The 24,857-nt window shown below is 62.6% G+C and carries 26 protein-coding genes; 17 read left to right on the top strand and 9 right to left on the bottom strand.

All coding sequences use genetic code 11. The features are described from left to right. The first annotated feature begins 35 nt into the window (after positions 1-35). Together AC1TPF_RS19580 and AC1TPF_RS19575 are read left to right on the top strand one after the other, a co-directional pair. A complete protein-coding gene (locus tag AC1TPF_RS19580; RefSeq protein WP_482139630.1) occupies positions 36-1,259 on the top strand; it encodes an acyl-CoA dehydrogenase family protein in 1,224 nt (407 codons plus the stop codon). After that, a complete protein-coding gene (locus AC1TPF_RS19575; RefSeq protein ID WP_482139629.1) occupies positions 1,256-2,287 on the top strand; it encodes a phosphotransferase family protein in 1,032 nt (343 codons plus the stop codon). Before AC1TPF_RS19580 ends, AC1TPF_RS19575 begins: the two co-directional genes overlap by 4 nt. A 54-nt stretch (positions 2,288-2,341) precedes the next feature. Here the strand turns inward: AC1TPF_RS19575 and AC1TPF_RS19570 are convergent, their stop codons facing one another. After that, a complete protein-coding gene (locus tag AC1TPF_RS19570; protein WP_482145036.1) occupies positions 2,342-3,016 on the bottom strand; it encodes a winged helix-turn-helix transcriptional regulator in 675 nt (224 codons plus the stop codon). A gap of 173 nt (positions 3,017-3,189) precedes the next feature. Between AC1TPF_RS19570 and AC1TPF_RS19565 the strand changes: the two genes are divergently transcribed. Continuing rightward, entirely contained in the window at positions 3,190-4,011 is an 822-nt protein-coding gene (locus tag AC1TPF_RS19565; protein ID WP_482145035.1) for a class I SAM-dependent methyltransferase, read from the top strand. A gap of 64 nt (positions 4,012-4,075) precedes the next feature. Here the strand turns inward: AC1TPF_RS19565 and AC1TPF_RS19560 are convergent, their stop codons facing one another. From AC1TPF_RS19560 to AC1TPF_RS19550, 3 genes are all read right to left on the bottom strand, one after another. Continuing rightward, positions 4,076-5,278 carry a polysaccharide deacetylase family protein gene (locus AC1TPF_RS19560; protein WP_482145034.1) on the bottom strand — a complete coding sequence of 401 codons (1,203 nt, stop codon included), beginning with the start codon at positions 5,276-5,278 and terminating at the stop codon, positions 4,076-4,078. A 131-nt stretch (positions 5,279-5,409) separates the two neighbouring features. After that, the gene (locus AC1TPF_RS19555; RefSeq protein WP_482145033.1) at positions 5,410-6,120 is read right to left on the bottom strand and encodes a rhomboid-like protein; all 711 of its coding nucleotides are present in this window, start codon (positions 6,118-6,120) and stop codon (positions 5,410-5,412) included. Between the two features lie 29 nt (positions 6,121-6,149). Then, positions 6,150-6,776: a QsdR family transcriptional regulator gene (locus tag AC1TPF_RS19550; RefSeq protein WP_482139623.1), complete on the bottom strand. Its 627-nt coding sequence runs from the start codon at positions 6,774-6,776 to the stop codon at positions 6,150-6,152. Positions 6,777-6,840: 64 nt separating this feature from the next. Here AC1TPF_RS19550 and AC1TPF_RS19545 point away from each other — a divergent pair, with 64 nt between their 5' ends. Together AC1TPF_RS19545 and AC1TPF_RS19540 are read left to right on the top strand one after the other, a co-directional pair. Then, positions 6,841-8,073, top strand: a complete 1,233-nt coding sequence (locus AC1TPF_RS19545; RefSeq protein ID WP_482145032.1) for an acyl-CoA dehydrogenase family protein — start codon at positions 6,841-6,843, stop codon at positions 8,071-8,073. After that, a complete protein-coding gene (locus tag AC1TPF_RS19540) occupies positions 8,073-9,221 on the top strand; it encodes an acyl-CoA dehydrogenase family protein (protein ID WP_482145031.1) in 1,149 nt (382 codons plus the stop codon). Before AC1TPF_RS19545 ends, AC1TPF_RS19540 begins: the two co-directional genes overlap by 1 nt. Positions 9,222-9,234: 13 nt before the next feature. On the opposite strand, the gene AC1TPF_RS19535 is transcribed toward AC1TPF_RS19540, so the two are convergent. Further along, positions 9,235-9,519 carry a 4a-hydroxytetrahydrobiopterin dehydratase gene (locus AC1TPF_RS19535; protein ID WP_482139620.1) on the bottom strand — a complete coding sequence of 95 codons (285 nt, stop codon included), beginning with the start codon at positions 9,517-9,519 and terminating at the stop codon, positions 9,235-9,237. A gap of 148 nt (positions 9,520-9,667) precedes the next feature. On the opposite strand from AC1TPF_RS19535, the gene AC1TPF_RS19530 reads away from it, so the two are divergent. The 6 genes from AC1TPF_RS19530 to AC1TPF_RS19505 all read left to right on the top strand — a co-directional run bounded on the left by AC1TPF_RS19530 (position 9,668) and on the right by AC1TPF_RS19505 (position 15,341). Next, positions 9,668-10,795 carry a beta-mannosidase gene (locus AC1TPF_RS19530; protein ID WP_482139619.1) on the top strand — a complete coding sequence of 376 codons (1,128 nt, stop codon included), beginning with the start codon at positions 9,668-9,670 and terminating at the stop codon, positions 10,793-10,795. Between the two features lie 31 nt (positions 10,796-10,826). After that, positions 10,827-11,336 (top strand): SRPBCC family protein, encoded by a 510-nt coding sequence (locus tag AC1TPF_RS19525; RefSeq protein ID WP_482139618.1) that lies wholly within the window; start codon positions 10,827-10,829, stop codon positions 11,334-11,336. 72 nt (positions 11,337-11,408) lie between these two features. Further along, positions 11,409-11,930: a hypothetical protein gene (locus AC1TPF_RS19520; protein WP_482145030.1), complete on the top strand. Its 522-nt coding sequence runs from the start codon at positions 11,409-11,411 to the stop codon at positions 11,928-11,930. Positions 11,931-12,120: 190 nt separating this feature from the next. After that, the gene (locus AC1TPF_RS19515; protein ID WP_482145029.1) at positions 12,121-12,612 is read left to right on the top strand and encodes a MarR family winged helix-turn-helix transcriptional regulator; all 492 of its coding nucleotides are present in this window, start codon (positions 12,121-12,123) and stop codon (positions 12,610-12,612) included. After that, the gene (locus tag AC1TPF_RS19510) at positions 12,605-14,203 is read left to right on the top strand and encodes an MDR family MFS transporter (protein ID WP_482139615.1); all 1,599 of its coding nucleotides are present in this window, start codon (positions 12,605-12,607) and stop codon (positions 14,201-14,203) included. Before AC1TPF_RS19515 ends, AC1TPF_RS19510 begins: the two co-directional genes overlap by 8 nt. A gap of 277 nt (positions 14,204-14,480) precedes the next feature. Next, positions 14,481-15,341 carry an alpha/beta fold hydrolase gene (locus AC1TPF_RS19505; RefSeq protein WP_482139614.1) on the top strand — a complete coding sequence of 287 codons (861 nt, stop codon included), beginning with the start codon at positions 14,481-14,483 and terminating at the stop codon, positions 15,339-15,341. Positions 15,342-15,343: 2 nt separating this feature from the next. On the opposite strand, the gene AC1TPF_RS19500 is transcribed toward AC1TPF_RS19505, so the two are convergent. Continuing rightward, positions 15,344-15,787, bottom strand: coding sequence for a MarR family winged helix-turn-helix transcriptional regulator (locus tag AC1TPF_RS19500; RefSeq protein ID WP_482139613.1), 444 nt, complete (start codon positions 15,785-15,787; stop codon positions 15,344-15,346). A 78-nt stretch (positions 15,788-15,865) separates the two neighbouring features. On the opposite strand from AC1TPF_RS19500, the gene AC1TPF_RS19495 reads away from it, so the two are divergent. The 3 genes from AC1TPF_RS19495 (at position 15,866) to AC1TPF_RS19485 (ending at position 20,053) form a co-directional block, all read left to right on the top strand. Beyond that, on the top strand, positions 15,866-16,237 hold the full coding sequence (locus AC1TPF_RS19495; protein WP_482145028.1) for a cupin domain-containing protein: 372 nt from the start codon (positions 15,866-15,868) through the stop codon (positions 16,235-16,237). A 112-nt stretch (positions 16,238-16,349) separates the two neighbouring features. Beyond that, positions 16,350-18,083, top strand: a complete 1,734-nt coding sequence (locus AC1TPF_RS19490; protein ID WP_482139611.1) for an ABC transporter ATP-binding protein — start codon at positions 16,350-16,352, stop codon at positions 18,081-18,083. Continuing rightward, positions 18,080-20,053: an ABC transporter ATP-binding protein gene (locus AC1TPF_RS19485; RefSeq protein ID WP_482145027.1), complete on the top strand. Its 1,974-nt coding sequence runs from the start codon at positions 18,080-18,082 to the stop codon at positions 20,051-20,053. Before AC1TPF_RS19490 ends, AC1TPF_RS19485 begins: the two co-directional genes overlap by 4 nt. 42 nt (positions 20,054-20,095) lie before the next feature. On the opposite strand, the gene AC1TPF_RS19480 is transcribed toward AC1TPF_RS19485, so the two are convergent. Continuing rightward, positions 20,096-20,242: a nuclear transport factor 2 family protein gene (locus tag AC1TPF_RS19480; RefSeq protein ID WP_482145026.1), complete on the bottom strand. Its 147-nt coding sequence runs from the start codon at positions 20,240-20,242 to the stop codon at positions 20,096-20,098. 31 nt (positions 20,243-20,273) lie between these two features. Further along, positions 20,274-21,299 carry an LLM class flavin-dependent oxidoreductase gene (locus AC1TPF_RS19475; RefSeq protein WP_482145025.1) on the bottom strand — a complete coding sequence of 342 codons (1,026 nt, stop codon included), beginning with the start codon at positions 21,297-21,299 and terminating at the stop codon, positions 20,274-20,276. A 183-nt stretch (positions 21,300-21,482) separates the two neighbouring features. On the opposite strand from AC1TPF_RS19475, the gene AC1TPF_RS19470 reads away from it, so the two are divergent. Together AC1TPF_RS19470 and AC1TPF_RS19465 are read left to right on the top strand one after the other, a co-directional pair. Next, complete coding sequence (locus tag AC1TPF_RS19470; protein ID WP_482145152.1) at positions 21,483-22,601, top strand: phosphotransferase family protein; 1,119 nt, start codon at positions 21,483-21,485, stop codon at positions 22,599-22,601. After that, positions 22,598-23,713 (top strand): Rv3169 family protein, encoded by a 1,116-nt coding sequence (locus tag AC1TPF_RS19465; protein WP_482145024.1) that lies wholly within the window; start codon positions 22,598-22,600, stop codon positions 23,711-23,713. The genes AC1TPF_RS19470 and AC1TPF_RS19465 overlap by 4 nt, the downstream gene beginning before the upstream one ends. 27 nt (positions 23,714-23,740) lie before the next feature. On the opposite strand, the gene AC1TPF_RS19460 is transcribed toward AC1TPF_RS19465, so the two are convergent. Next, complete coding sequence (locus AC1TPF_RS19460; protein WP_482139606.1) at positions 23,741-24,211, bottom strand: MarR family winged helix-turn-helix transcriptional regulator; 471 nt, start codon at positions 24,209-24,211, stop codon at positions 23,741-23,743. A 117-nt stretch (positions 24,212-24,328) separates the two neighbouring features. On the opposite strand from AC1TPF_RS19460, the gene AC1TPF_RS19455 reads away from it, so the two are divergent. After that, on the top strand, positions 24,329-24,793 hold the full coding sequence (locus tag AC1TPF_RS19455) for a DoxX family protein (protein ID WP_482145023.1): 465 nt from the start codon (positions 24,329-24,331) through the stop codon (positions 24,791-24,793). Positions 24,794-24,857: the final 64 nt, after the last annotated feature.

Raw genomic sequence — 24,857 nt, 5'->3', positions numbered from 1 at the left:
GGTCACCCGACGACAACGAATGTAGGTATGTGGCAATGGATTTTGGGTACTCCGACCGCTGCGCCGACTATCGTGGGCGCCTGCTGGCTTTTATGGACGAACACATCTATCCGGCTGAGGAGGTCTATGCCCAGCAGATGCGTGCATCCGGCGATCCGCATTTTGATCCACCGATCGTCGAAGAACTCAAAACCGAGGCCAAAGCGCGTGGGCTGTGGAACCTCTTTCATCCCGACCCCCGGTTCGGGCCGGGTCTGAGCAACTCCGAGTACGCGCCGCTGGCCGAGATCATGGGTCACAGTGCGGTGCTGGCCCCCGAAGCCTGCAACTGCTCGGCACCGGATACCGGGAACATGGAAGTGCTCAGTCTGTTCGGTACCGACGAGCACAAAGAGAAATGGCTCGCTCCACTCCTGGACGGGACGATTCGTTCGGCGTTCGCGATGACCGAACCCGGTGTGGCCAGTTCGGATGCCACCAACATTCAGATGAGCATGCAGTCCGACGGTGACCACTGGATCCTCAACGGCCGCAAATGGTGGACCTCCAATGCCCTGCACCCCAACTGCAAGGTGCTGATCGTGATGGGCAAGACCGATCCCTATGCGGCCGTGCACGCGCAGCAGTCGATGATGGTGGTGCCGATCGATGCGCCGGGAATCACTGTGCTGCGCAATCTTCCGGTCTTCGGCTATCACGATCGCGAAGGCCACGCCGAGGTCCTGTTCGAGAACGTTCGGGTGCCGGACAAGGATGTGCTCGCGGGCCCCGGCGCCGGGTTCATGATCGGGCAGGCCAGGCTCGGCCCGGGCCGTATCCATCACTGCATGCGCGCCATCGGTATGGCTGAACGCGCTCTGGAACTCATGTGCACCCGAGCCTCCCTGCGCATCGCCTTCGGGAAACCGCTTGCTGCACAATCGAATATCCAGGACTGGATCGCCGAGGCCAGAATCGAGATCGAGATGGCGCGTCTGCTCACGCTGAAGGCGGCGTGGATGATGGACACCGTCGGCAACAAAGCGGCACGGACCGAGATCGCCGCGATCAAGGTGGCTGCACCGAACATGGCGCTCAAGATCGTCGACCGGGCGATACAGGTCCACGGCGGTGGCGGCGTCTCCGACGACTTCCCGCTGGCCAGCATGTACGCCCATCTGCGGGCGTTGCGCTTGGCGGACGGTCCCGACGAGGTGCACAAACGGACGATCGCGCGTCAGGAACTCGGTCGGTACCGAAAGATCGGGGCACAGCCGTGAGTGGTGCGGTCGGGATCGATACCGACGCCGTCTCGTCCTGGATCACCGGTCTGGGAATCGGCGCCGAAGAACCCATCACGTTCGACCGCGTCGGCAACGGTCAGTCGAATCTGACGTTTCGGGTCCAGGATGGAGCCGGCTCCCGGTGGATCCTGCGCCGTCCGCCGCTGGGCACGTTGCTCGCATCGGCCCATGACGTACTACGTGAGCACCGGATCATGTCGGCGCTGCACGACACCGCGGTTCCGGTGCCGGAGATGATCGCCGCCACCTCTGATCCCGCGATCACCGATGCGCCGCTGGTTCTGATGAGCTTCATCGATGGAGCCGTCATCGACAATCCGGGGGCCGCGGAAGCTTTGTCATTGGATCAGCGTCGCCAGATCGGACTGAGCCTGCCGCGTGCACTCGGAACGATCCACGCAGTGGATCTGGACGCCACCGGACTGTCCGATCTGGCCAGTCACAAACCATACGCGGCGCGTCTGCTGAAGCGATGGAGTGCGCAATGGGACCATTCGAAAACCCGGGAGGTCGCCGAGATCGCCGATGTGGCACAGGCTTTGGCAGAACACACACCCGAGCAGGACGAGTTGACGCTGGTGCACGGCGACTACCACCTCAGCAACGTCATCACATCACCGCAAGATGGTCGGGTGGTCGGCGTCGTCGACTGGGAACTGTGCACGCTGGGGGAGCCGCTGGCGGACCTCGGCAACCTGCTCGCTTTCTGGCCCGAATCCGGTGACGGATTGACCGGACATTTCACGGTGCCCACCGCACCGGGCTTTCCCAAACGTGCCGAATTGATCGACGCTTACGCCGAGGCCACAGGACGGGACGTCAGCCAGATCGGGTACTGGCACACGATGGCGCTCTGGCGGCTGACGATCATCGCCGAAGGGATCCTTCGGCGGTTGCTCAATGATCCCCGGAACGCGTCGCGGGATGGGGGGCCGACCAGGCAGGTTGTCGACGACCTGGTCGCGCTCACCGTTCAGGTGGGCAAAGACGCATCGATTATCTGACCCCCTGACCCTCCGACCCCTGACCCTCTGGCGGCGCTGACCAGTGCGTGCTGTTCAGGCCGGTCGCGGGATCTGCGACATCTGTCCCTGGCCGATCCAGGCAGGTACCGCGCTACGGATGTCGCGGGCGGCAGTGATCTCGACGTCGCCGCACTTCAGTGCAGAGTTCCAGGAGCGATCGCCACGCCAGATCGCGGTCAGGTCCCGCAGGGTCGCGTCCACGGTGGCGTCGATGTCGAAACCGGGGTCGTAGTCGCAGACATCGACGTCGCCCCCGGATACCACCAGCCACCACCGGGACGCCTTGGCCGGGACTCCGGCGAGGTGGAAGGCCACCACCGTCCGCGAACGCGGCCACTGATCGATGGGGACGGTCCGGCGAATATCCCACAACAACAGGTGCGGATCGAGGTCGGCTTCGCCGAGTTCACCTATCCAGCGCATGCCCCACGAATTGAGCGCCTGGACGACTGTCGACAACTCTTTTCCGCTCTCGGTGAGCGTATATTCTGTTCTGCCGCCATCGATCTCGCGAGTGATGATCCCGGCGCGTTCGAGCGTCCGCAGTCGCTTCGACAGCAGCGCCGGGGACATCTTCGGGACCCCGCGCCGTAGTTCGTTGAAATGACTACTGCCGGCGAGCAGTTCACGCACCACCAGTAGGGTCCACCGCTCGTCGAGAACCTCCATGGCCTTGGCGACGGGGCAGAACTGACCGTATCCAGACATCGGGACTCCTTGCGTTGTCCTTGCCAGTACACACCCCGTCCGTTCGGCGCACCAGTACAGATTCGAAACCGGGTTCGGTACAGATCTGGAACTGGATGACGCGGTGAGGTGGTTGCAACATCGAAGACGTCAGAAATCCGCAAACCGGTTACGCCACACGAAGGAGTCCGGCGATGGCAACACGAACAACGACCCCCGACCCGATCAAGATCAAGCACCGAGCGTTGTGGGCGTCCGGTGACTATCCCGCCGTGGCCACCGAGGTGATCGCAAACCTCGGTCCGACGCTGGTCGACGCGGTCAAGATCCACGAAAACGACCGCGTACTGGACGTCGCCGCGGGTTCGGGTAACGCAGCCATCCCCGCTGCCGAGACCGGTGCCACGGTGGTCGCCAGCGACCTGACCCCCGAATTGTTCACGGCCGGGCGACAACTGGCCACCGAACGGCAGGTCCAACTCACGTGGCAGGAAGCAGATGTAGAAGCACTTCCATTCGACGACAACAGCTTTGACGTCGTGATCTCGTGTGTGGGTGCGATGTTCGCGCCGCACCACCAGGAGACTGCCGATGAGATTGTCCGGGTCTGCCGCTCGGGCGGACGGATCGGTCTGATCAATTGGACTCCGCAGGGGTTCATCGGCCAGATGTTCGCGACGATGAAGCCTTATGCACCTCCACCGCCTCCCGGTGCACAGCCGCCGCCGTTGTGGGGTCAGGAGGACCATGTGCGGACGCTCTTCGGCGACCGGATTGCCGAAGTCGCCGCAGTCAGGCAGACGTTGAAGGTGGACCGGTTCGAGACCCCCGAAGAGTTCCGGGAGTTCTTGAAGGCGACCTACGGTCCCACGATCGCGGTCTACAAGGCCAACGCCGAAAACCCCGAGGCGACAGCGACTCTGGACACCGGGCTGGCCGACCTCGCACGCAATGCCCTCGATGACGACGGTGTGATGGAGTGGGAGTACCTGCTTGTCACCGCAGTCGTGAGGTGACAGGCAGATCGCTCACTCGACGACATGGGTCGGCACTTTTGCCCGCCGCATTTTGAAAATGGGGTCAATTGTTGGCGTCCACCGCGACAGCCGGCATGGCGATCCACGGTTCCAAAGCACCTGGATCCTGCAATTCGATCCAGGCGATGACGTCCTGGTATGTCGCGCAGAGTGTTTCGGGTTTGCCGCAAACCTCGCTCATGAAGTCCGCGGTGGCGGGATTGAAGGCGTTCCCGCTCCAGTCGTTGAAGTGATTGGCGATCACCAGCGGGGCACGATTTCCCTCGTATGCCCGTTTGTACATGTAGTCGTACGACTCTTTGACGATCTTGCGTATCTTCGGGGCGTCGCCGGGTTGGTTTTTTGCCTTGTTGAAGGTGTACCAGTAGTTGTAGTCGAGCGCGGTCTGCCGATGATTGAGCGGCGGCGACCACGTGTACGGAACCGGGAATTCCCAGACACTGCCCACCTTGGTCGGCCAATAGACGCCCGGTTGGCGTGCCGCCTTGGACGAATCCCAGGTCATGTCGTGTGCGCCGAGAGCCGGAAACAATTGACCCATACCGCCTTCGAGGCAAGGTGTGCGCCCGCCCTTGACGACATCGGATCCGAATGCGAGGTCGGGCGCGTTCGGCAGGTTGTTGATGGTCTTCCAGTCACTCATCAGGTGGAAGAACTCATCGAGTTCGTGGTTCCATTCCGCGGTCGACCAGTCCTTACCGGGATTCTTTGTGCCTGCGCACCAGTGTCCTACGTAGTGGGTGCCCATTTCGTGACCGTCGTACCAGGTCTTGTTCAAGTATTCGACCTGTTCGATGACTTCTTCTTCGGTGCCACCGAATGCCAGGGCCGATTCACCGGGTTTGTATCCAGGGCCCTGATATTCGGATTTATTGTCGTCGGTGAGGAAGTACAGGCCGGTCATCAGCGCGGTGAATCGTGCGTCGACCTCCTTGGAGGTCTCGAGGAACAGGTCCCAGTTCTCCGACACCCCGACTCCGTCGAATGAGAAGAGGATGAATTGCGGTGGCTTTTCTCCCGCCGCCAATTTCTTCATCGGCACATTGCTTGCGGTTCGCACCGGTCCACCATCGTTGGAAGTGCCCGTGTCCGAACCGGATCCGTCGACGACTGCTTTCGGATCAGCAGGTTGTATATAGCCCAGAAGGACGTCGGGTCGTTCGGCGCCACAGGCCGTGAGGATCAGAGCAGTCAAAGCAATGTTGAGCGTCCACAGCTTCGCCGGTCTGCGGTGGTATTTCTGCACCCTGGTTCGCCTTTCGCCAGGGGAGCCGTCAGGTATCGGGCTTAGGCCTGGATCAGAGCGAGCCTAACACCGAAAATGTCCGATTTGGCCGAATGGCACTGCCTGGACCAGGCATTATTCGTTTGGTATCGCTAGCTGCCGGTCAGTGGTCGGCGACTCTTCCACCACCGTGCCGGTGCTTCGAGGGGATTCCACGGCCGGTTTGTGCGGCGACGGGTCAGCGGATAGCAGGCCATGCCGATCAGCAGGGCGCTGAAGTGGCCGATTTCGGTGAATGTGATGTGTGACAGGAGCGGACTGCCGATCAGTGCGATCACCCCGACTGCGTAAATCCATCGCCATGGGTAGGCGAGACGGTAGGTGAGCACGCCGACGATCCCGGCGAGGAAGTAGCTGACCCCGATATCGCGCACATTGATCAACGATTCGGGCGCATGTCCGTGCTGGATTGCCCAATAGAGCACGCCCTCACTGAGCAGGGTGGCGAGGATATGGGCGACCAATCCGATACACAGCCAGAGTTGTTGGCCGAGCCAGCGTTCCGCGGGTGCGAGGAAGATGCAGAACAGGAAGAAGTAGGGGAGCCAGTAATAGCCGTCGAGCCAGAACAGGCTGGTGATCATCACGCGTATCGGGTCTTCGGACAAATGTGCGATGTTGGTGGATCCGTTGCCGAGGATTATCTCCAGGCGTTCGGGTGCCACGGAATGTTGAATGATCGTGGTCGCGAGCAGGACAGCGAGCCACGTGAAAGTCAGTGGTGCGCTACGTAGGTATCGGGCCACCCGGGAGTCCTGGATTCGACGGGCGACCTCGGCAACGGACCTCGCCCGTGTGGTCATACCCACCCTTTCTCGGACGTATGTGCTCTTCAGGTTGCCCCGCCCGGCCAAATCTGGCAACGCTGAGCGGAACAGGCGCCGGCCAGAAGTAACGCCACCATCGCCGTTGCCTGCTTCGGGGCGGGCGGTTCGCCGGTGATCATGTCGCTCCAGATGAACGATTCCCCGACGCGCACGATCGCATATGCCAGTGCGGTGATGTCGACGTCCGGTCCGATCTCAGGAATGGCCTGAAGCCGCACCACATTCCATTCGATGAGCCGGCCCTGAACAACGCTGTACCGAGTGCTGAGTACGCGCAGCGCATATTCGGGATCGTCGGAGACAAAACGCGAGAGTGGACGGTAACCACGCACGGCCGTGGCCATCTCGCCGAAATTGTGCACAAATCGTTCTGCTGTCGCGGGGTAACCCTCGCGGTCCTCCACTCGGCGCAATGCCTCGGCCACGATGCGCCACACGACCTCACCGATGATCACCTCACGGCCCGCGTACCACCGGTAGATGGTCGCGCGGCCGATGCCGAGTTCGCGGGACAGTTGCTGGACGTCGACCCGCCGGCCATTGCGGAACCAGCTGTGGGCGAGATCGATGACGTCGTCTCGGGTCGGGCGTGAAGACACCGCGGCGTGACCGTTGACGGCTCCCTGAGACATAAGTAGATTTTGTCTCTGGTGGCCTCGGTGGTCAACTGTGGCGGAGCAATGCGGGGGAGCACAGATGGATTTGGATTGGTCAGAAGCTGACGCGACCTTCCGCGACGAGGTGGTCGCCTTCCTCGACGAGAAACTCACGCCGGACCTGCGTCAGGCAGGTCGCCTCATGACGAGTGTCTACTCCGAGCACGAGGCGAGTGTGGAGTGGCAGCGCATCCTGAACGAGCGTGGATGGGCGGCGCCGGCGTGGGCCGTCGAACACGGAGGGTGTGACTGGAGTCTGACCCAGCACTACATCTTCAGTCGCGAATCTGTGCTGGCGGGTGCGCCCTCGTTGTCGCCCATGGGTATTCGGATGGTCTCGCATGCGATCGCCGCGTTCGGGACGCAGGAGCAGAAAGATTTCTTCCTGCCGGGCATCCTCACCGGCGAGGTGTTCTTTTGCCAGGGGTACTCGGAGCCAGAGGCGGGTTCGGATCTGGCGTCGCTGACGATGGCCGCTGTCGACGAGGGTGACGATCTGGTCTGTACCGGAAGCAAGATTTGGACAACTCATGCGGCCGAGGCGAATTGGATGTTCTGCCTGGTCCGGACATCCAAGCATGAGAAGAAGCAGCAGGGCATCACCTTCCTGCTGATCGACATGACCTCGCCCGGCATTGAAATCCGCCCGTTGGTGATGACCTCGGGCGAACAGGTTCAGAACCAGGTCTTCTTCGATGGCGTGCGCGTGCCGAAGTCGAATGTCATCGGCACGATCGACGACGGCTGGACCGTCGCGAAGTACCTGCTGGTCTTTGAGCGTGGTGGGGCAGCGGCAGCCCCCGCGCTGCAGGTCATGGCCGAGTCGGCGGCCAAGGCGGCAGCCGGGGTGCCCGGTCCCGATGGCCGTCCTCTCATCGAGGACCCAGCCTTCTCCTCAAAACTCGCCGAGGCCAAGATCCGGACGAAGGTCCTCGAGATCCTCGAATACCGAACGCTGTCGGCGATGGCTTCGGGTAAGGATCCCGGGCCGGCGTCGTCGATGCTGAAGGTCCTCGCGACCGAACTCAGCCAGAAACTCACCGAGATCACCCTCGAGGCCGCCGGACCACGCGGGCGGGTGTATCAGCCGCATGCTGCCCGACCGGGTGGCCCGATCGCGGAGTTCTCCGAACCTGCGGGCGGATATGTCAGTGGTGAGCAGTGGCAAGCGGTGGCGCCACTGCGCTACTTCAACGACCGGGCGGGTTCGATTTACGCCGGTAGCAACGAAATACAGCGAAACATTCTGGCAAAAGCAGCATTGGGGCTCTGATGGACTTCAGCCTGACAAAAGAGCAGGAACTACTTCGCGACGGACTCACCAAGTTCCTGGCCACGCGATATGGCCTGGAAAGCAGTAGAGCGGCGGCCAAGACCGGCGCCGGCTGGCAACCAGCGATCTGGGCCGGCTTCGCCGACGACCTCGGAATCCTCGGCGCCACCCTGCCCGAAGAGGACGGCGGACTCGGCGGTGGTCCCGTCGAGCTCATGATCGTCACCGAGGCTCTCGGATTTGCGCTGGTTGTCGAACCGTTTGTCGACACCGTGGTGATCGGATCCGGATTGCTCCGGCGGGCCGGTGGTGATCGGGCCGCAAAGATCGTCGGGAACATTGTTGCCGGTACCGCGATCACCGCGTTTGCCGCGACCGAGCCGACGTCGGGTCACAGCTACAGCGATGTGGCCACCACGGCACGCCGTGACGGTGACGAGTGGGTGATCAACGGGGTCAAGACTGTGGTGACCAGCGCGCCGCTGGCCAACCATCTCCTGGTCACCGCCCGCACCTCCGGATCGCAGCGGGACACCGACGGCATCTCCCTGTTCGTGGTCGACGTCGACCCGGACGATCTGCCTGCGGGCATCGACTCTCACGCCTACCGCACAATCGACGATCGTCAGGCCGCAGACTTGACGTTCACCGACCTGCGACTGCCCGCCAACGCCCTGCTGGGGGCAGAAGGCGGTGCCTGGGCGTCGATCGACAAGGCAGTCGACGAGGCCACCGCGGCAGTTACGTCCGAAGCCGTGGGTCTGATGCGAAAGGTACTGGCGGACACCGTGGAATATGCAAAGCAGCGACGTCAGTTCGGGCAGGCGATCGGCAGCTTCCAGGCGTTGCAGCACCGGATGGTCGACATGTACATGGAGCTCGAGCAGTCCATCGCCGCGGTCTACCTTGCCGTACTCAATCTCGAGGCTGAGCCGGTGGAGCGTTCATTGGCGGTTTCGGCGGCCAAGGCGACCATCGGACGTTCGGCGCGGTTCATCGGCCAGAATGCGGTCCAGTTGCACGGCGGCATGGGCATGACCGAAGAACTGGCGATCGGGGACTACTTCAAGCGACTCACCGCGATCGAGTACGAGTTCGGTCCGGCCGATCAGCACATCGCCCGATACGCCGCGCTCTCCGCGCGCTGAGCAGGAGTCTGGATCAGTGGGTGAGATCGTCGATCTGGTGGGCGAGCACGGTGTCCTTGCCGGTGATCCCGCCCTCTGAATGCGTGCTCAGGGTGAATGTGACGTTGCGCCAACGGATATCAATATCCGGATGATGATTGGCGGCTTCGGCTGCCTCGGCAACGCGATCGACCAACGCGATCGCTGCCGGAAAATCCGCGCATTCGATCGTGCGTGTCAAGGAATCGCCGGAACGCGACCAGAAAGTCAGGTCGGCGAGGGCCTTGGTGATGTCGGATTCGCTCAGTAGACCTGCCATCACCTGATGCTGCCAGTCGCTCGCGGATCGGGCAATACCCGAATTGTGGTTCGGTCGCGCCATCGGGCGCAATCGGCGTCTGACGGGCGGCGCAGCTTCAGCTATGCAAATATGACTGTGACGCTCACAAATCCGCATAGGTTGGTTGATGAAACACAACGTCCCACGAAGGTGCTCGCTACTGACGGTCATCGCGCTTGTATTCGGTGTGTGCGCATTGCAGCTATCCGCGGCGCCGGGAGCCGGAGCTGCACCCGGGTCGCCGCATCGCGTGCAGTCCACGAGCACGGGCTTGACCCTGGACGGAAACCCCTGGTGGCCCAGTGGATTCAACGCCTATCAGCTGGCGACCGATTGGTCGGTGAACGCCGGATGCGGCGCGATGGTCGACCTCGACTCCTACTTCTCCGCACTCGAACCCGGGTCTCTGACGCGGTTCAACGCGTTTGAGCGGCTGGCGGTGAACAAATACACCGGACAACTCGATTTCGGTCCGATGGATGCGGTGTTCGAAGCGGCGGCCGACCATGACCAGTTGGTGGTCCCGGTGCTGGCGGCCGGTGACGGTGCATGCGAGGACGAGCTCTTCAAGGGATACGACTGGTACGACGACGACTGGGACACCGTGGTCCCGGCCGGGTCGCCGCTGCGGTTTGATCAGTGGGTGTCGACCGCGGTCAACCGGTGGAAATCGTCACCGGCGCTGGCCGGGTGGGAGCTGGTGGGTGAGCCCGAGACCAGCCTGTGCGCGAACACCGCCTGCCACTGGCAAACCCGGACGTGCCCGGCAGACGCCGGAGAGGTGCTGCGCGATTTCTTCGACGACGCCGGCGCGCTTGTTCGAACGGCCGACCCCAATACGCCGATCTGGGCGGGTCTCCTCGGAGGCGGGCAGTGCGGATCGGCGGGCGACGACTATCGACTCGTCAACGCGTCGAGCAATGTCGATGTTCTGGAGTACCACGACTATGGCGCCGATGGGGTACCGCTGCCGGGCGACACCTGGAACGGGCTGGCCACGCACCTCGTTCAGGCGCAACTACTCGGAAAACCCTTGGTGGTGGCCGAAATCGGGCAGAACGCCGGGTCGTGTGGATCGCTGCCCGACCGGGTGGACGACTTCGACACCAAGGTGTCGGGACAGAAGCTGGCCGGCACCGCCGGTGCACTGTTCTGGGCGTTCGTGCCGGATCCGCGGCCCACATCCTGCACCTTCGACATCGGACCCGACGATCCGGTCTTCGATCTCGTGGAGGAACTGAACACGATCGGGTGAGCTTCGTCGCGCGGCATGGCTAGCCTGTTGTATGACCGTTGAACAGAAGCAATCTGAACGTCTCGAATCCGAACGCCTGATCCGCGCGAGCGCAGCCGACATCTTCGCGGTGCTCACCGATCCTCAGGGGCACGTGGCCATCGACGCGTCGGGGATGTTGATGGATGCAACCGGGGAGCGCGTCAAAGCTGTCGGCGATACGTTTGTGGTCCACATGGACCGGGAAGCGTTGGGCGACTTTCCACTGGGGGAGTACGACGTGACGGTGACCATCAAGACTCTTATCCCCGATGTCGAGGTCTCTTGGACGATTCTCGGTCGTCTGCGACCGCAGATCGGTCACGTCTACGGGTATCGGCTCGAGCCGGCGGCTGATGGTGCGACAAAGGTCATCTCGTTCTACGACTGGTCCGACATCCATCCGGAATGGCGAGAAAAGAACATCTTCCCGGTCATCCACACCAACTCGTTGGCAAGCACGCTGGGGATTCTCGACAGAACCGTGCGCCGCGGCTATCCGCGCCAGGCCGCGCGCGACTAGTTCGACCGAGGCGTGGGATCGTCGATTGTGGATAGTAGGTGAATCGATCGACGAGAATGTGAGAACTGCACCATGACGAAATCCCTCGAAGTGATCGACCGGGGCGCCATGCTCGAGTTCGGATTCGACGACGCGCTGCGCTACCACGGCCCACTTGCGCCAGGTGGTGTTGCCCACGCCTTCAAAGTTCTCGAAAGAGCACTGCCGGCGCTGGCGAAGGACGGGCCGGTCGAACGGCGGGAGATCGTGGTCACCACCTCACACGGTGGTCCCGGCGTGCGGGACACCTTCGAGCTCGTGACCCGGGCGGTCACCGAGGGCCGATACACGGTCGACGGCACCCTGAAGCGTCCGGAACGCGGAACGACGATGGAGATCTACGTCTTCCAACTCGACTATCGCGGCGTGAGTGTCACGCTCGTGATCCGGGAAGGATTCGTCGTCGACGAGTACATCACCCTCTCGCGCATGGCCGCCCGTAGCGCCGAGGAGGAAGCGCGTCTGGTCGTGGTCAAGCAGGAGATGGCCGATCGCGTGATGGCGGTTCCGGCGGAGGCGGTCTACGACATCGTTCCAAGTGTGGTTTCCGGTTGATCATCGTCGGCCGCCTCTGAACAAACGCGTGGTGAGCGGGACCGCGGACCGGGGTGATCGGTCGCGGTCGCGGTCTCGTTCTGCGTTGGGTGTCAGGAATATCCCCCGCGGGCACTTAGTTGATTTCTACATGCAACCAACATATAGTTGCGTAGTGCAATCAATTAATTAAGGGGGGAGTCACATGGCCATGTCCACTGAGGCAGCCCGTGCGTTGATAGTCGATCTGCACCTACTCGGCCGGATTATGCGCAGAACGCTTGCGACCGAAGACGACGGCGACATTCACCAGGGTGGTCTCGGGGTGCTGGCGGCACTGGCCGCCGGCGAACCCTGCCGGCAGACGGAACTCGCCACAGACCTGTGCCTGAGTCAATCTGCGCTCAGTCGTCACATCACCGAACTTGTCAACGGCGGTTTCGTTGTCAGGCAATCCGATCCCGAAGACGGCCGTGCGACCCAGATATCGCTGACCTCGGCCGGTCGGGAAGCGTTGCACCGTAAGCGCGATACACGCGCTCGCGAACTCCAGAAGGTGCTCTCCGACTGGCCTGAAGCCGACGCCGAAGCCGCAGGGGTCGCGGTGCAAAGACTCAAACAATCGATGAACGAATACATGCATCGGACCGGACGGTCGGAGCCCACGTCCCATCGCAAGGAAAGCCAGGAAATCTATGTCTAGCTCGACGACGGCGGCTGTGAAGCACGATCCGCTGGCGATGACACACCAACAAATTCTCAAGACGATGATCGGGCTCCTCGCGGGTCTGTTCACCGCATTGCTCAGTACCACGATCGTCGCGACCGCCCTGCCGACCATCATCGGCGACCTCAAAGGCTCACAGACGGCGTATGCCTGGGTCATCACCACCGCACTGTTGGCCAATGCGGCCTCGACCCCGATCTGGGGCAAGCTTTCCGACATCTTCAACAAGAAAGTGCTCGTCCAGAGCTCGCTGGTGATCTTCGTCGTCGGGTCGATCATCGCCGGATTTGCGCATACCGTCCCGATTCTGTTGGCAGCGCGTGTGATCCAGGGTGTTGGCATGGGTGGTCTGACCGCTCTGGTCGTCGCCATCATCGGCAGCATCGTCTCGCCACGTGAACGTGGCCGCTACTCCGGATACATGGGTGCAGTGATGGCCGTGTCGATGTCGGGTGGTCCGATCCTCGGTGGTGTCATCGTCGACAGTCCACTCGGATGGCGCTGGTGCTTCTTCGTGTGCGTGCCGCTCGCAGTGATCGCACTGTTCTTGCTGCAGAGGACGCTGCACATCAAGACCGACCGCAAGGAAGACGTCTCGATCGACTGGCTCGGCGCCACGTTGCTGACCGCCGGGATCTCCGTCCTGCTGATCTGGGTCTCGTTTGCGGGCAAGGCCGGCTACTACGACTGGCTCTCCAAGGAGTCCGCGATGTACGTCGCCGGAGGTGTACTGCTGCTGTTGGCGACAGTCATGGTCGAATCCAAGGTGAAGTCGCCGATCATTCCGCTCAAGATCGTCGTCGAGCGGACCACCGGCCTGGCCATCATCGCCTCGATCGCCGTCGGTTTGGGAATGTTCGGCGCGACAACCTTCCTCGGCCAGTACTTCCAGACCGCACGCGGTTTCTCGCCGACACTCGCGGGCGTCCTGTCCATACCCATGGTGGCGGGCATGCTGATCGGATCGGTCGGCTCAGGGCAGCTGATCAGCCGCTTCGGTAAGTGGAAGCCGTACATGCTCGTCGGTGCGACGTTGTTGATCATCGGCTTCGGCCTGTTGGGGACCATCGATCACGCGACCAGCCTGTGGCTCGTCGGAGGGTTCACGATGGTCGTCGGACTCGGCACCGGAATGCTGATGCAAAACCTGGTCCTCGTAGTCCAGAACACCGTCAGTGTTCACAACATCGGCGCCGCCTCGAGCAACGTCGCGTTCTTCCGAACATTCGGTGGCGCGGTCGGTGTATCGGTTCTCGGTTCGGTGTTGGCCACCCGGGTCGCCGATCTGTCGGCGTCGGGTTTGTCCAAACTGGGCATCCCGGGCGGTTCGTCGGGAGGCAACCTCGACATCGGTGCGTTGCCCGATCCGGTTCAAACGATTGTGCGAGCGGCCTATGGCGACGCCACCAGTGCGATCTTCCTGATCGCCGCGGCCGCAGCCGTGGTCGCGTTGATCGCAGTGGCGTTCCTTCCGAATCGCCCATTGCGCCAGACCATCGACATCGCGGCCGACGAAGATCCGATGCGCGAGGGTGGCAAACCGCCGCGCGATCTGATCGACGCCTGATCCACCTCCATCACAAACGAGCCGGTTGTACGAATTCGAGCCACAAATAGGTGACTCGTCTTCGTATGACCGGCTCGTTTGCTGATGGGCCTGGAACTGGCGACGGCAGGTCGATGAGCTGATGATCGGTATTGCGCCCATACTGGTGGGTGACGGTGTCAGGCTGTTCGATGCGCCGGGGGTCATACCCGGTCAAGCTGGAACGAACCGGGCTCACTCACGCCACTGCCGACTAATGTCTGGTTCCGGGTCACGCAGTAACCCAATGGGAGGCGACATGAACGAACTCCAACACATAGACCTGCACGGCGAGCGAATTGCGTATCAAGACGAGGGGAGTGGCGACGTACTCCTGCTGATCCACGGGATGGCAGGCAGTTCGACGACATGGCGCGCGGTGGCGCCCCTCCTGGCCCGCACGCACCGCGTGATCGCGCCCGATCTGCCCGGCCACGGAGAGTCCGGCAAACCGCGCGGTGACTACTCACTCGGTGCGTTCGCGGCGACCCTTCGGGATCTGCTGCGTGAACTCGGCATCGACAAGGTCACGGTCATCGGCCAGTCGCTCGGTGGCGGTGTCGCCATGCAATTCACCTACCAGCACCCTGAGTATTGCGAACGCCTCGTCCTGATCGGTAGCGGCGGACTCGGTCCGGACGTCAACTGGACCCTGCGGCTCCTGGCGGCTCCCGGAACCGAACTCGTGTTGCCGATCATCGCGCCGAAGCCGGTCCTGGCCGTGGGGAACAAGATCGGATCATGGATGGGCTCGATCGGAATCCAGTCACCGCGAACCGCTGAGACGTGGCGGTCCTATTCGTCGCTCGCCGACCGCGAGACACGGCAGGCATTCTTGCGGACGCTGCGTTCGGTGGTCGACCATCGCGGCCAGGCGGTCAGCGCGATGAATCGGCTGTACCTGAACTCGGAGCTGCCAACGCTGCTCATCTGGGGCGACGCAGACAAGATCATCCCGGTCGCGCACGGTTACGCCGCACATGAGGCCATCCCGGGTAGCCGGCTCGAGGTCCTGCCCGGTGTCGGACACTATCCGCATGCCGAGGCTCCGCTGACGGTTGTGGACATCCTCGAGGACTTCCTGGGGGTCGCACCCGCACGGACCCGCACCACCAGCTGAGATCACCAGCTCGGGCGGAGCCGTCCGGGACCGGCGAGAACATTCAACGCCCTGACGAACGTGTCGAAATCCTTACGCGGCAGCCGTCCATGCCACGAATCGACGCATTCCTCAGCTGACTCCTGTGCCGCCTGCGTACAGGCATGTCCACGCGGGGTGAGCTCGACCAGTTGGATGCGGCGGTCGGCGTCACTGACCTTCTTCGTCAGATAGCCCCGTTCGATCAGGTATGCGATGAGTTGTGCAGCAGCCTGTTTGGTCACCTGTAGCTGCTCGGCGATGTCCGTTGCCGTGGTCGGCCCCGATGATGCCGCGGCGAAGAGGAATCCATGGACCGGCCGGACGTCGGTGAAACCGCGCCGGGCCATGCCGTCCTGTATCCCGTCGACCAATTGCGCCGACAGCCTCAGTAGTGCCGAGGCGGAATTCCAGTCATTGTCAGTCATGTGGAGCAGTATGCCATCGACAGACAAGCCTCTTGTCTATATGGTCAAGTGACTTGTCTATTACGTCTGGAGGCTCCCATGCCGATCATCTCGTCCACCGATGCCACGGTTTTCTCCGTGCACGGAAGCACCTTTCACGCCTATGTGAATCCGTCCCGGGGCAGTGAGCAACTCTGTGCCTGGCGCCTAGAGGTTCCGACCCGCCAGATCGGTGTCGCGCACCGCCCCGATCGGGAGGAGGTCCTGCTGGTCCTGCAAGGGGATCTGGAGGTAACGCTCGACGGTGTGTGCGCGCAGGCGCGGACCGGAGATGTCGTCGTGATCGGCGCGAACAGTGAGGTCAGGATCGATGGTGGAGGCGAGGATGCATCGGTGTGGGTGAGCACCACTGCGGGACTGCAGGCCACCACCGCCGATGGCGAGGTGATCGCGCCGCCCTGGGCTCGGTGAGCCGTACGGGGTGAACCGCATGGGTGGTCTGAAACGGACATCGGTGGACTCACGAATAATCCAGGTGAGGATGGATCTGCAGGCTTGCTAACGTCAAACATGTGACTGCCCCATGTTGACCCGTTTGTTACGCACCTACATGGGTGCCTATCGGTCCCAGCTGATGTGTGTCGTCGTACTGCAATTGGTGGCAACTGCCGCGATGCTGTACCTGCCCACACTGAACGCCGACATCATCGATTACGGCGTGGCCAAGGGCGATTCGGGCTACATCCTGCGGATCGGTGGATGGATGTTGGCGGTCTCGCTGGTCCAGGTCTGCGCCTCGATCGCGGCGACGTACTTCGGCGCCCGCGCGGCGCTCGGAGCCGGCCGCGACATCCGCCACGACCTCCTGCATCGGGTGGACAGTTTTTCGGCCCGCGAGGTCGGCACGTTCGGGGCGCCATCGCTCATCACCCGGACGACCAACGACGTCCAGCAGGTCCAGATGGTCGGAGTGATGGCCTGTTCGATGCTCGTGACGGCACCCATCATGTGTATCGGGGGCATCGTGCTGGGTATCGGCGTCGGCGGCAAGCTGGCCTGGGTTCTGGTGGTGGCAGTGCCCTTCCTCGGCGTGAGCATGGCCTACATCATCTATCGGATGGTGCCGGGCTATCGCGCCATGCAGACCCGCATCGATGTGGTCAACCGGGTCCTGCGCGAGCAGATCACCGGCATTCGGGTGGTTCGCGCCTTCGTCCGGGAACCACATGAACGCGCCCGCTTCTCCCGGGCCAACGATGACCTCACGAACGCGTCGCTCTACGTCGGCCGGCTGATGGCGCTGATGTTCCCGTCGGTCCTGCTGATCACCAACGTGACCATCGTGGTCATTATCTGGTTCGGTGGACATCTCATCGAGGACGGGAGCGTTCAGATCGGCGCCCTGACCGCGATGATCGCCTACGTCACCCAGATCCTGATGGCCGTCATGATGGCGTCGTTCCTGGCGATGATGGCGCCGCGGGCGGCGGTGTGCGCCGAACGGATCTACGAGGTGCTGGAGACCGAATCGTCGGTGGTTCCGCGGGCCGACCCGACACCGATGCGCGCGCATGCCGGGTTTGTCGAATTGCGCTCGGCGCGTTTTCAATATCCGGGCGCCGACGAACCGGTTCTACGCGACATCACTTTCACCGCGCGGCCGGGAACGACCACCGCCATCGTCGGATCGACGGGTTCGGGTAAGACCACGTTGCTGTCACTGGTGCCGCGCCTGATCGATGTCACCGACGGCGCGGTGTTCGTCGGCGGCACCGACATCCGCGACCTCGACCCAGCGGTGCTGCGGGCGGAAATCGGATTGGTCCCGCAGCGGCCCTATCTGTTCTCCGGGACCGTCGCGTCCAACCTGCGGTACGGCAAGGAGGACGCAACAGAGGAAGAGATGTGGGAAGCGTTGACCGTCGCCCAGGCAGCCGATTTCGTCCGGGACATGCCCGATCAACTCGAGACCAAGGTCGCCCAGGGCGGCACCACGGTGTCCGGCGGTCAGCGGCAGCGGCTGGCGATCGCCCGCGCGCTGATCCGAAAACCCAAGATCTATCTCTTCGACGACTCGTTCTCCGCACTCGACCTCAGCACCGATGCGCGCCTGCGGGCGGCTCTGCGTCCGGCAACCCGTGAGGCCTGCGTTCTCATCGTGGCGCAGCGGATCACCACGATCGCCGACGCCGATCAGATCGTCGTCCTCGATTGTGGGGCGGTCGTGGGGATCGGCACGCACGACGAATTGATCGAGACCTGCCCGACCTACGCGGAGATCGTGCAATCGCAGCTGTCCGTGGAGGGACGGGCATGACGCGGCCGGGAGGTGGCGGCGGACCGTCGATGGGCGCCGTACCGGTGGAGAAGCCCAAGTCCTTCGGCCCGTCCGTCAAGAGGGTGCTGCGCATGCTGGTCGCGCGCCGGCTGGCGGTGGGTGTGATGGCGCTCTTCGCGGTCACCTCGGTGGTCCTGACCGCCGTCGGGCCGTTGTTGCTCGGGCATGCCACCGACCTGATCTTCGCCGGGGTCATCGGCGACCAGTTGCCTGCAGGCCAGAGCAAGGCGCAGGCGGTCGCGACGCTCCGGGAGCGAGGCGACGACACATTTGCCGACATGGTGTCGTCGATGGATCTCGTACCGGGCGTGGGCATCGACTTCGGTGACGTCGCTCGGGTCCTGATCCTGGTTCTTGTCCTGTATTTCGTGTCCGCGGTGTTGAGCTGGCTGATGGGCCGAGTGCTCAACGTGCTCACCCAGCGCACGGTGAGGGAGCTGCGCGCCGAAGTGGAGGCGAAGATCCACCGGCTGCCGTTGCGATACTTTGACGGCAATCAGCGTGGAGACATGTTGAGTCGGGTGACCAACGACCTCGACAACGTCTCGCAGAGCTTGCAGCAGACGATCGCCCAGGTGCTCAACTCCGTTCTGACGGTCCTCGCGATCCTGGTGATGATGGTCTGGATCTCGCCGCTGCTCTCGCTCATCGCGATCGTCACGATTCCCTTGGCGGTCGTGGTCACCGCGATGGTGGCCAAAAGGTCCAAACCGCACTTCATGGCGCAGTGGTCCAACACCGGCCGGCTCAACGGTCAGGTGGAAGAGGCCTTCTCGGGCCACGAACTGATCAAGGCGTTCGGTCGGCAGGACGATGTCGAGCGGCGGTTCGACGATCGCAACGAAAAGTTGTACAGCGCCAGCTGGAAAGCGCAGTTCGTCTCCGGAATCATCATGCCCGCCATCATGTTCCTCGGAAACCTCAACTACGTGGCCATCGCCGTCGTCGGTGGGCTGCGGGTGGCAGCGGGTTCGCTGAGTCTGGGCGATGTGCAGGCATTCATCCAGTACTCGCGGCAATTCACCCAGCCGCTGACCCAGATCGGGTCGATGGTCAACCTGATGCAGAGTGGGGTGGCCTCCGCCGAGCGGATCTTCGACATCCTCGATGCCGAAGAACAGAGCCCGGATCCGGTGATGCCCGAGTCGCCGGCGACCAGCAAGGGGCTCATCACTTTTGACGACGTGTCATTCCGATACGTGCCCGATCGCCCACTGATCGAAAACCTGTCGCTGGTGGCCAAACCCGGACACATGGTGGCCATCGTCGGTCCGACGGGTGCAGGCAAGACCACCCTGGTGAACCTGATCATGCGCTTCTATGACGTGGATTCCGGGACGATCAAACTCGACGGTGTGGACACCTCGCACATGACCCGTGACGATCTGCGTGAGCGGACCGGCATGGTTCTGCAGGACTCGTGGTTGTTCGGCGGATCCATCCGCGACAACATCGCCTACGGTGATCCGGACGCCGACGACGAGGCGATCATGGAGGCCGCCCACGTCAGCCACGTCGATCACTTCGTGCGGGTTCTGCCCCAGGGATACGACACCGTCATCGATGAAGAGGGTGGCGGCGTCAGCGCCGGCGAGAAGCAACTCATCACGATCGCCAGGGCGTTCCTGGCGAAGCCGACCTTGCTCATCCTCGATGAGGCAACCAGTTCCGTCGACACCCGCACCGAACTCCTGATCCAAAAGGCGATGGCCGCACTTCGATCCGACCGCACGAGCTTTGTCATCGCCCACCGGTTGTCGACGGTGCGGGATGCCGACACGATCCTGGTGATGGAGCAGGGCCGGATCGTCGAGCAGGGTTCGCACGATGAACTCCTCGTTGCCCGCGGTGCCTACTACCGCTTGTACAACAGCCAGTTCACCGGCCCCATCGAGACCGACGAAGACGAGGCAGGCGAGTTCGAAACCCCGGAATTGTCGAAGAGCTGACCGCAGAAGCGTGACCCGCCGTCGCGCTGCTCGATGTCGCGATCATTCGATGTCCAGGGGAAATGAGTGGTGCTCGTGGGTCACCGTCCAGCGCCCGTTCTCTTTGCGCAACCCGACGGTGAGCCGTAGTCGCCGATGGGGATCCTCGACGAAATCTTGGGTCTGACCGCCCCGATGCCGAAAACTCATCGGTCTGCCGCGGCGTGATGGCGGTGGCTCATCAACCGGATGTGGGTGTCCACCCCAGCTTCGGGCCGAGGTGCACGGCCATGTCGGTGAGGATCTGCAGGTAGTCGGGATCGTCGAACGAGAACGGCAACGCAAAGGTTGTCTCCTGCGTTCTCTGGAATCCCGCATGGGAGAACAACACATCGGCGATCTCGTCCGAGGTGCCGACGATGTCAGGGGCGAAGAGCATTTTGCGCGGGCCTTGCGGGGACAGCGTCCGGTCGAAGCGGGCCGCGGCATAGGCCCGGTACCTCCGAATCTGCTCGGGTGTGGCCGAGTCGGTTGGGATCACCACCAAACCCTGTGACACCCGGGCTTTTTCGGGGCGTCGATGGTGTGCGCGGTAGGCATCGATGTGCTGCGCCTGAATGGTTGCGAAGTCCAGTGAGTCCGATCCTTCGGCGGTGACCACCGAACTGGTCAGATAGTTCAGACCCTGTTGCCCGGCCCAGATCGCCGACGACAACATCCCGCCGTACCAGAGTCGGTCGATCAATCCAGGGGAGTGAGGCTGGACGATGCGTGAGAACTCTTCTATCCCAACGGTTCCCTCGAAGTCGCTGACCGGGACACCTCGTATGTTGTCCATGAGCCTGCGGACCCGGTCTTTGCTGAAGTTCTCGATCGCGTGCGTCTCGGGGTAAAGGCTGGTCTTGAAGTTGTCGTAGCGCATCGGAGTACCGACGGAGACGCCGGGATTGAGTCGTCCGCCGGAGAGGATGTCGACCGTGGCGAGATCTTCGGCCAGGCGCAGGGGGTTCTCGAGACCGAGTGGGATGACAGCGGTGCCGAGATCGATTCGGCTGGTCCGCTGAGTGGCGGCAGCAAGGACCGCAACAGGTGACGAGATCCCGAACTGCAGATGACGATGCCGCAGCCAGACACTGTCGAATCCCAGGTCCTCGGCGAGCTCGATGATTCTCAGGGTCGACTCATGGCCGTCGGCCGGGTTGGCTGGATCGAATCGCCCGATCGTGAGAAATCCGAGTTTGTCCAGTGGTTCACCGGGTAGTGGCACCGTTACCGTCCTTCGAGTTGGGATGCTGCGGATGCAATGCCGGAAAGCAGCAAATCCTTGTCATCACGTGGGCGCTCTGCTTTCATTACGCAACCAGCGGTATCGTAATCTGCGTCACATTTTTGGTGAGGCGCGCAAGCTTCCGGAGGGAAATCGGTGGCAGCTGAACAACCACTTGCTGACATGAAGTTGACGCGTTCCAGTAGGGACGCGGCCACACTTCCCCGGCGGCTCGCCGCCTGGTTGTCGACGGTCCTGCCCGATGGGGTCACACCCTCGGTTGCCGTCGACAGTGGCATAAACAGCAACGGGATGTCCTCGGAGACAATTGTGCTCACCGCCACCTGGGACGAGGGGGGTGAAACGACATCACGCCGGTACGTGGCACGTGTGACCCCGGCCGACGAGGATGTACCTGTCTTTCCCGAGTATCGGCTCGACCACCAATTCGAGGTCATGCGCCTGGTGGGGGAGCTGACCGACATCCCGGTACCGCAGGTGCGCTGGATGGAACCCACCGGCGACGTCCTGGGCACACCGTTCTTTCTGATGGACCACGTCGACGGGACCGTTCCACCTGATGTGATGCCATATACATTCGGAGACAACTGGTTCCATGACGCCTCGGCACTGCAGCAGCGAGCCGTGCAAGATGCCACGGTGGCCGTCATCGCCAAATTGCACTCGATACCGGACGCAGAAAACACATTCGGCTTTCTCGATGAGGGAACTGCAGGTGACAGCGCCCTGCGGCGCAACGTCAACTGGTGCAGATCCTGGTATGAGTTCGCTGCCCGTGACCTCGGCAGATCGCCGCTGCTGGACCGGGCATTCGACTGGCTCGAAGAGCACTGGCCCACGGACGCCGAGGCGGCGCAGCCGGTCCTGCTGTGGGGTGACGCGCGATTGGGCAACACGCTATATCGCGACTTCGCACCGGTGGCGGTACTCGACTGGGAGATGACGACCGTCGGTCCGCGTGAGCTCGACATCGCGTGGATGATTTTTGCACACAACGTATTTCAGCACATTGCCACCACGCTGGGACTTCCCGGGATGCCGGATACCTTGACCGAACATGATGTGGTCTCCACGTACACAGAACTGACCGGCGTGGCTGTTGGCGACCTCGACTGGTTCTACGCGTACGCCGCAGTGATCTGGGGTTGTGTATTCATGCGAACCGGGGCCCGGCAGGTGCACTTCGGCGAAATCGAGATGCCCGACGAGGTGGATGGACTGTTCCATCATCGGGCGCTCCTCGAACAACTCATCGGTACCGGCAAAGGGGAAGCACAGTGATCGAACCGCTCGACGAGTACCCCATTCATCAAACGCCGCTACCCATCGGACTCGTCGACTCGAGTGATCGAAACTTCTACGACCGCAGCTACTTTAATGCCCACGACCGCACCGGCGACATATTTGTGATCACCGGTGCGGGCTATTACCCGAATCTGGGCACCAAGGATGCTTTTGTGTTAGTGCGGCGAGGTGACGTGCAGACCGCGGTTCACCTCGGTGACGCCATCGACTCCGACCGACTCAACCAGCACGTCAACGGTTATCGGATCGAGGTGGTCGAACCGCTGCGGACCCTGCGTCTGATCCTCGAACCCACCGAGGGCATCGCCATGGACATGACGTGGCAGGGCTCGTTCGACGTCCTGCAGGAACAACCGCACATCATGCGCACCGGCAGCCGAATCACTTTGCAGGCGCAACGGTTTGCCCAGGTGGGTACATGGAGTGGCACATTGTCGATCGACGGCACCGACATCGCCGTCGATCCGTCGACGTGGGTGGGCACTCGCGATCGGTCCTGGGGTATCCGTCCGGTCGGAGAGCCCGAACCGGCGGGCCGGCCTGCTGATCCGCCATTTGAGGGCATGTGGTGGCTGTACGTTCCGATGCGCTTCGACGACTTCGCGGTCATTCTGATCATCCAGGAAGATCCGACCGGATTCCGGACCCTCAACGATTGCACCCGGGTGTGGTCCGACGGCCGCACCGAACAACTCGGCTGGCCGCGGGTGGCGATCCGATACGCCTCCGGCACCCGGATCCCGATCGGGGCAACCATCGAATGCACCACGCCCGACGGATCCCCGCTGGTACTCGAGATCGAATCCCGGCTGGCGGTACCGATACATGTCGGCGGTGGATACGGCGGTGACCCCGACTGGATTCACGGCAGCTGGCACGGAGAGAAGTTCGTCGAACGGGTCAGCTACGACATCACCGACGCCGCGGTTGCCGGCCGGATGATGTTCGGAGTCATCGACCATGTCGGAAGGGCGGTCTGTACCGGTCCCGGCGCTGACGGCGTGGAGGGATTCGGGCTGTTCGAACATGGTGCGCTGGGGCGGCACGATCCCTCGGGGTTCACCGACTGGCTGACCCTGGCGCCCTGATCATCTCGCTGTGCAGGTTGGCGCTGTTCACCGTAGTGGAGGCGAACCGGCGTTGATCCGTTTGCCGATCGCCGTGAGTTGGCGGAGCTGAGCGCGACTGAGTCGATCGATGACCAGGGATCGAACGTTGGCGGCGTACCCGGGAGCGGTTTCGACCACTTTGTCCCAACCTGCTTCCGTCAGAACGGCATTGGTGAATCGACCGTCGTCCGGGCAGGGAAACCGCCTGACCCATTCGCGCTTTTCCAGGCGGGTGACCACGTGGGACAAACGGGACAGTGAGCCATAGGACATCTCGGCCAGTGTGCTCATGCGAAGTGTGCGATCGGGGGCCTCGGACAAGGCCGCGAGCACCTCGTACTCGAAGTGGGTGAGCTGAGCGTCGCGCAGCAGCTGTGCATCGAGCGCGTGAGGCAGGCGCGCCAACGCGGTCGCCACCTGGATCCAGGCGTCCATTTCTTCGTCGTCGAGCCACTTCGGCTCCGGCCCGCTCTGCATTGTCGAAGTGTATTACGACTGGGAGCTCCTGCCGCATTACTTGACGCATCAAGTTGAATTTACGTACTATTTACTTGATACATCAAGTCAACTTCGCACATTAAGGCAGTTCAGAGAATGAATAACCCCATCATTCGTAGCGTAGGCATCCTCGTTGCGCGCATCGGTCTCGGCATCGTCTTCTTGGCGCATGGACTTCAGAAGTTCCAGCAGAACGGATGGGCCGGACCGAAAGCCGGCTTCGAGATGATGGATGTGCCGCTGGCCCCGGTGTCGGCCTTCCTGGTCACCTGGCTCGAGATCCTCGGTGGCATCGCCCTGATTGCCGGCGTCCTGACCCCGATCGTCGGTGCTCTGCTGTTCCTCGACATGCTTGGCGCGCTTTTCATCACGCATATCGACAACGGCATCTGGGCGTCCGACGGCGGATACGAGCTGGTCTTGTCGCTCGGGATGGGCGCGCTGCTGCTCGCCGTCGTGGGTGCCGGAAAGTTCAGCGTCGATGCGGCCCTGGGTACGAAAGTGGGTTGGCTTGCCGCCGACAACAAGCGTTCGAACGATCTGGTCGGTGCCAACAGCTGACATCACCATTGAAATCGCCGCGGACCGGTGCGCTCACCAGCGCGCCGGTCCGCGGCGGATTGAT

It is taken from the genome of Williamsia sp. Y853 (assembly GCF_056786495.1).
This window is presented reverse-complemented; position numbering and strand designations above follow the sequence as displayed.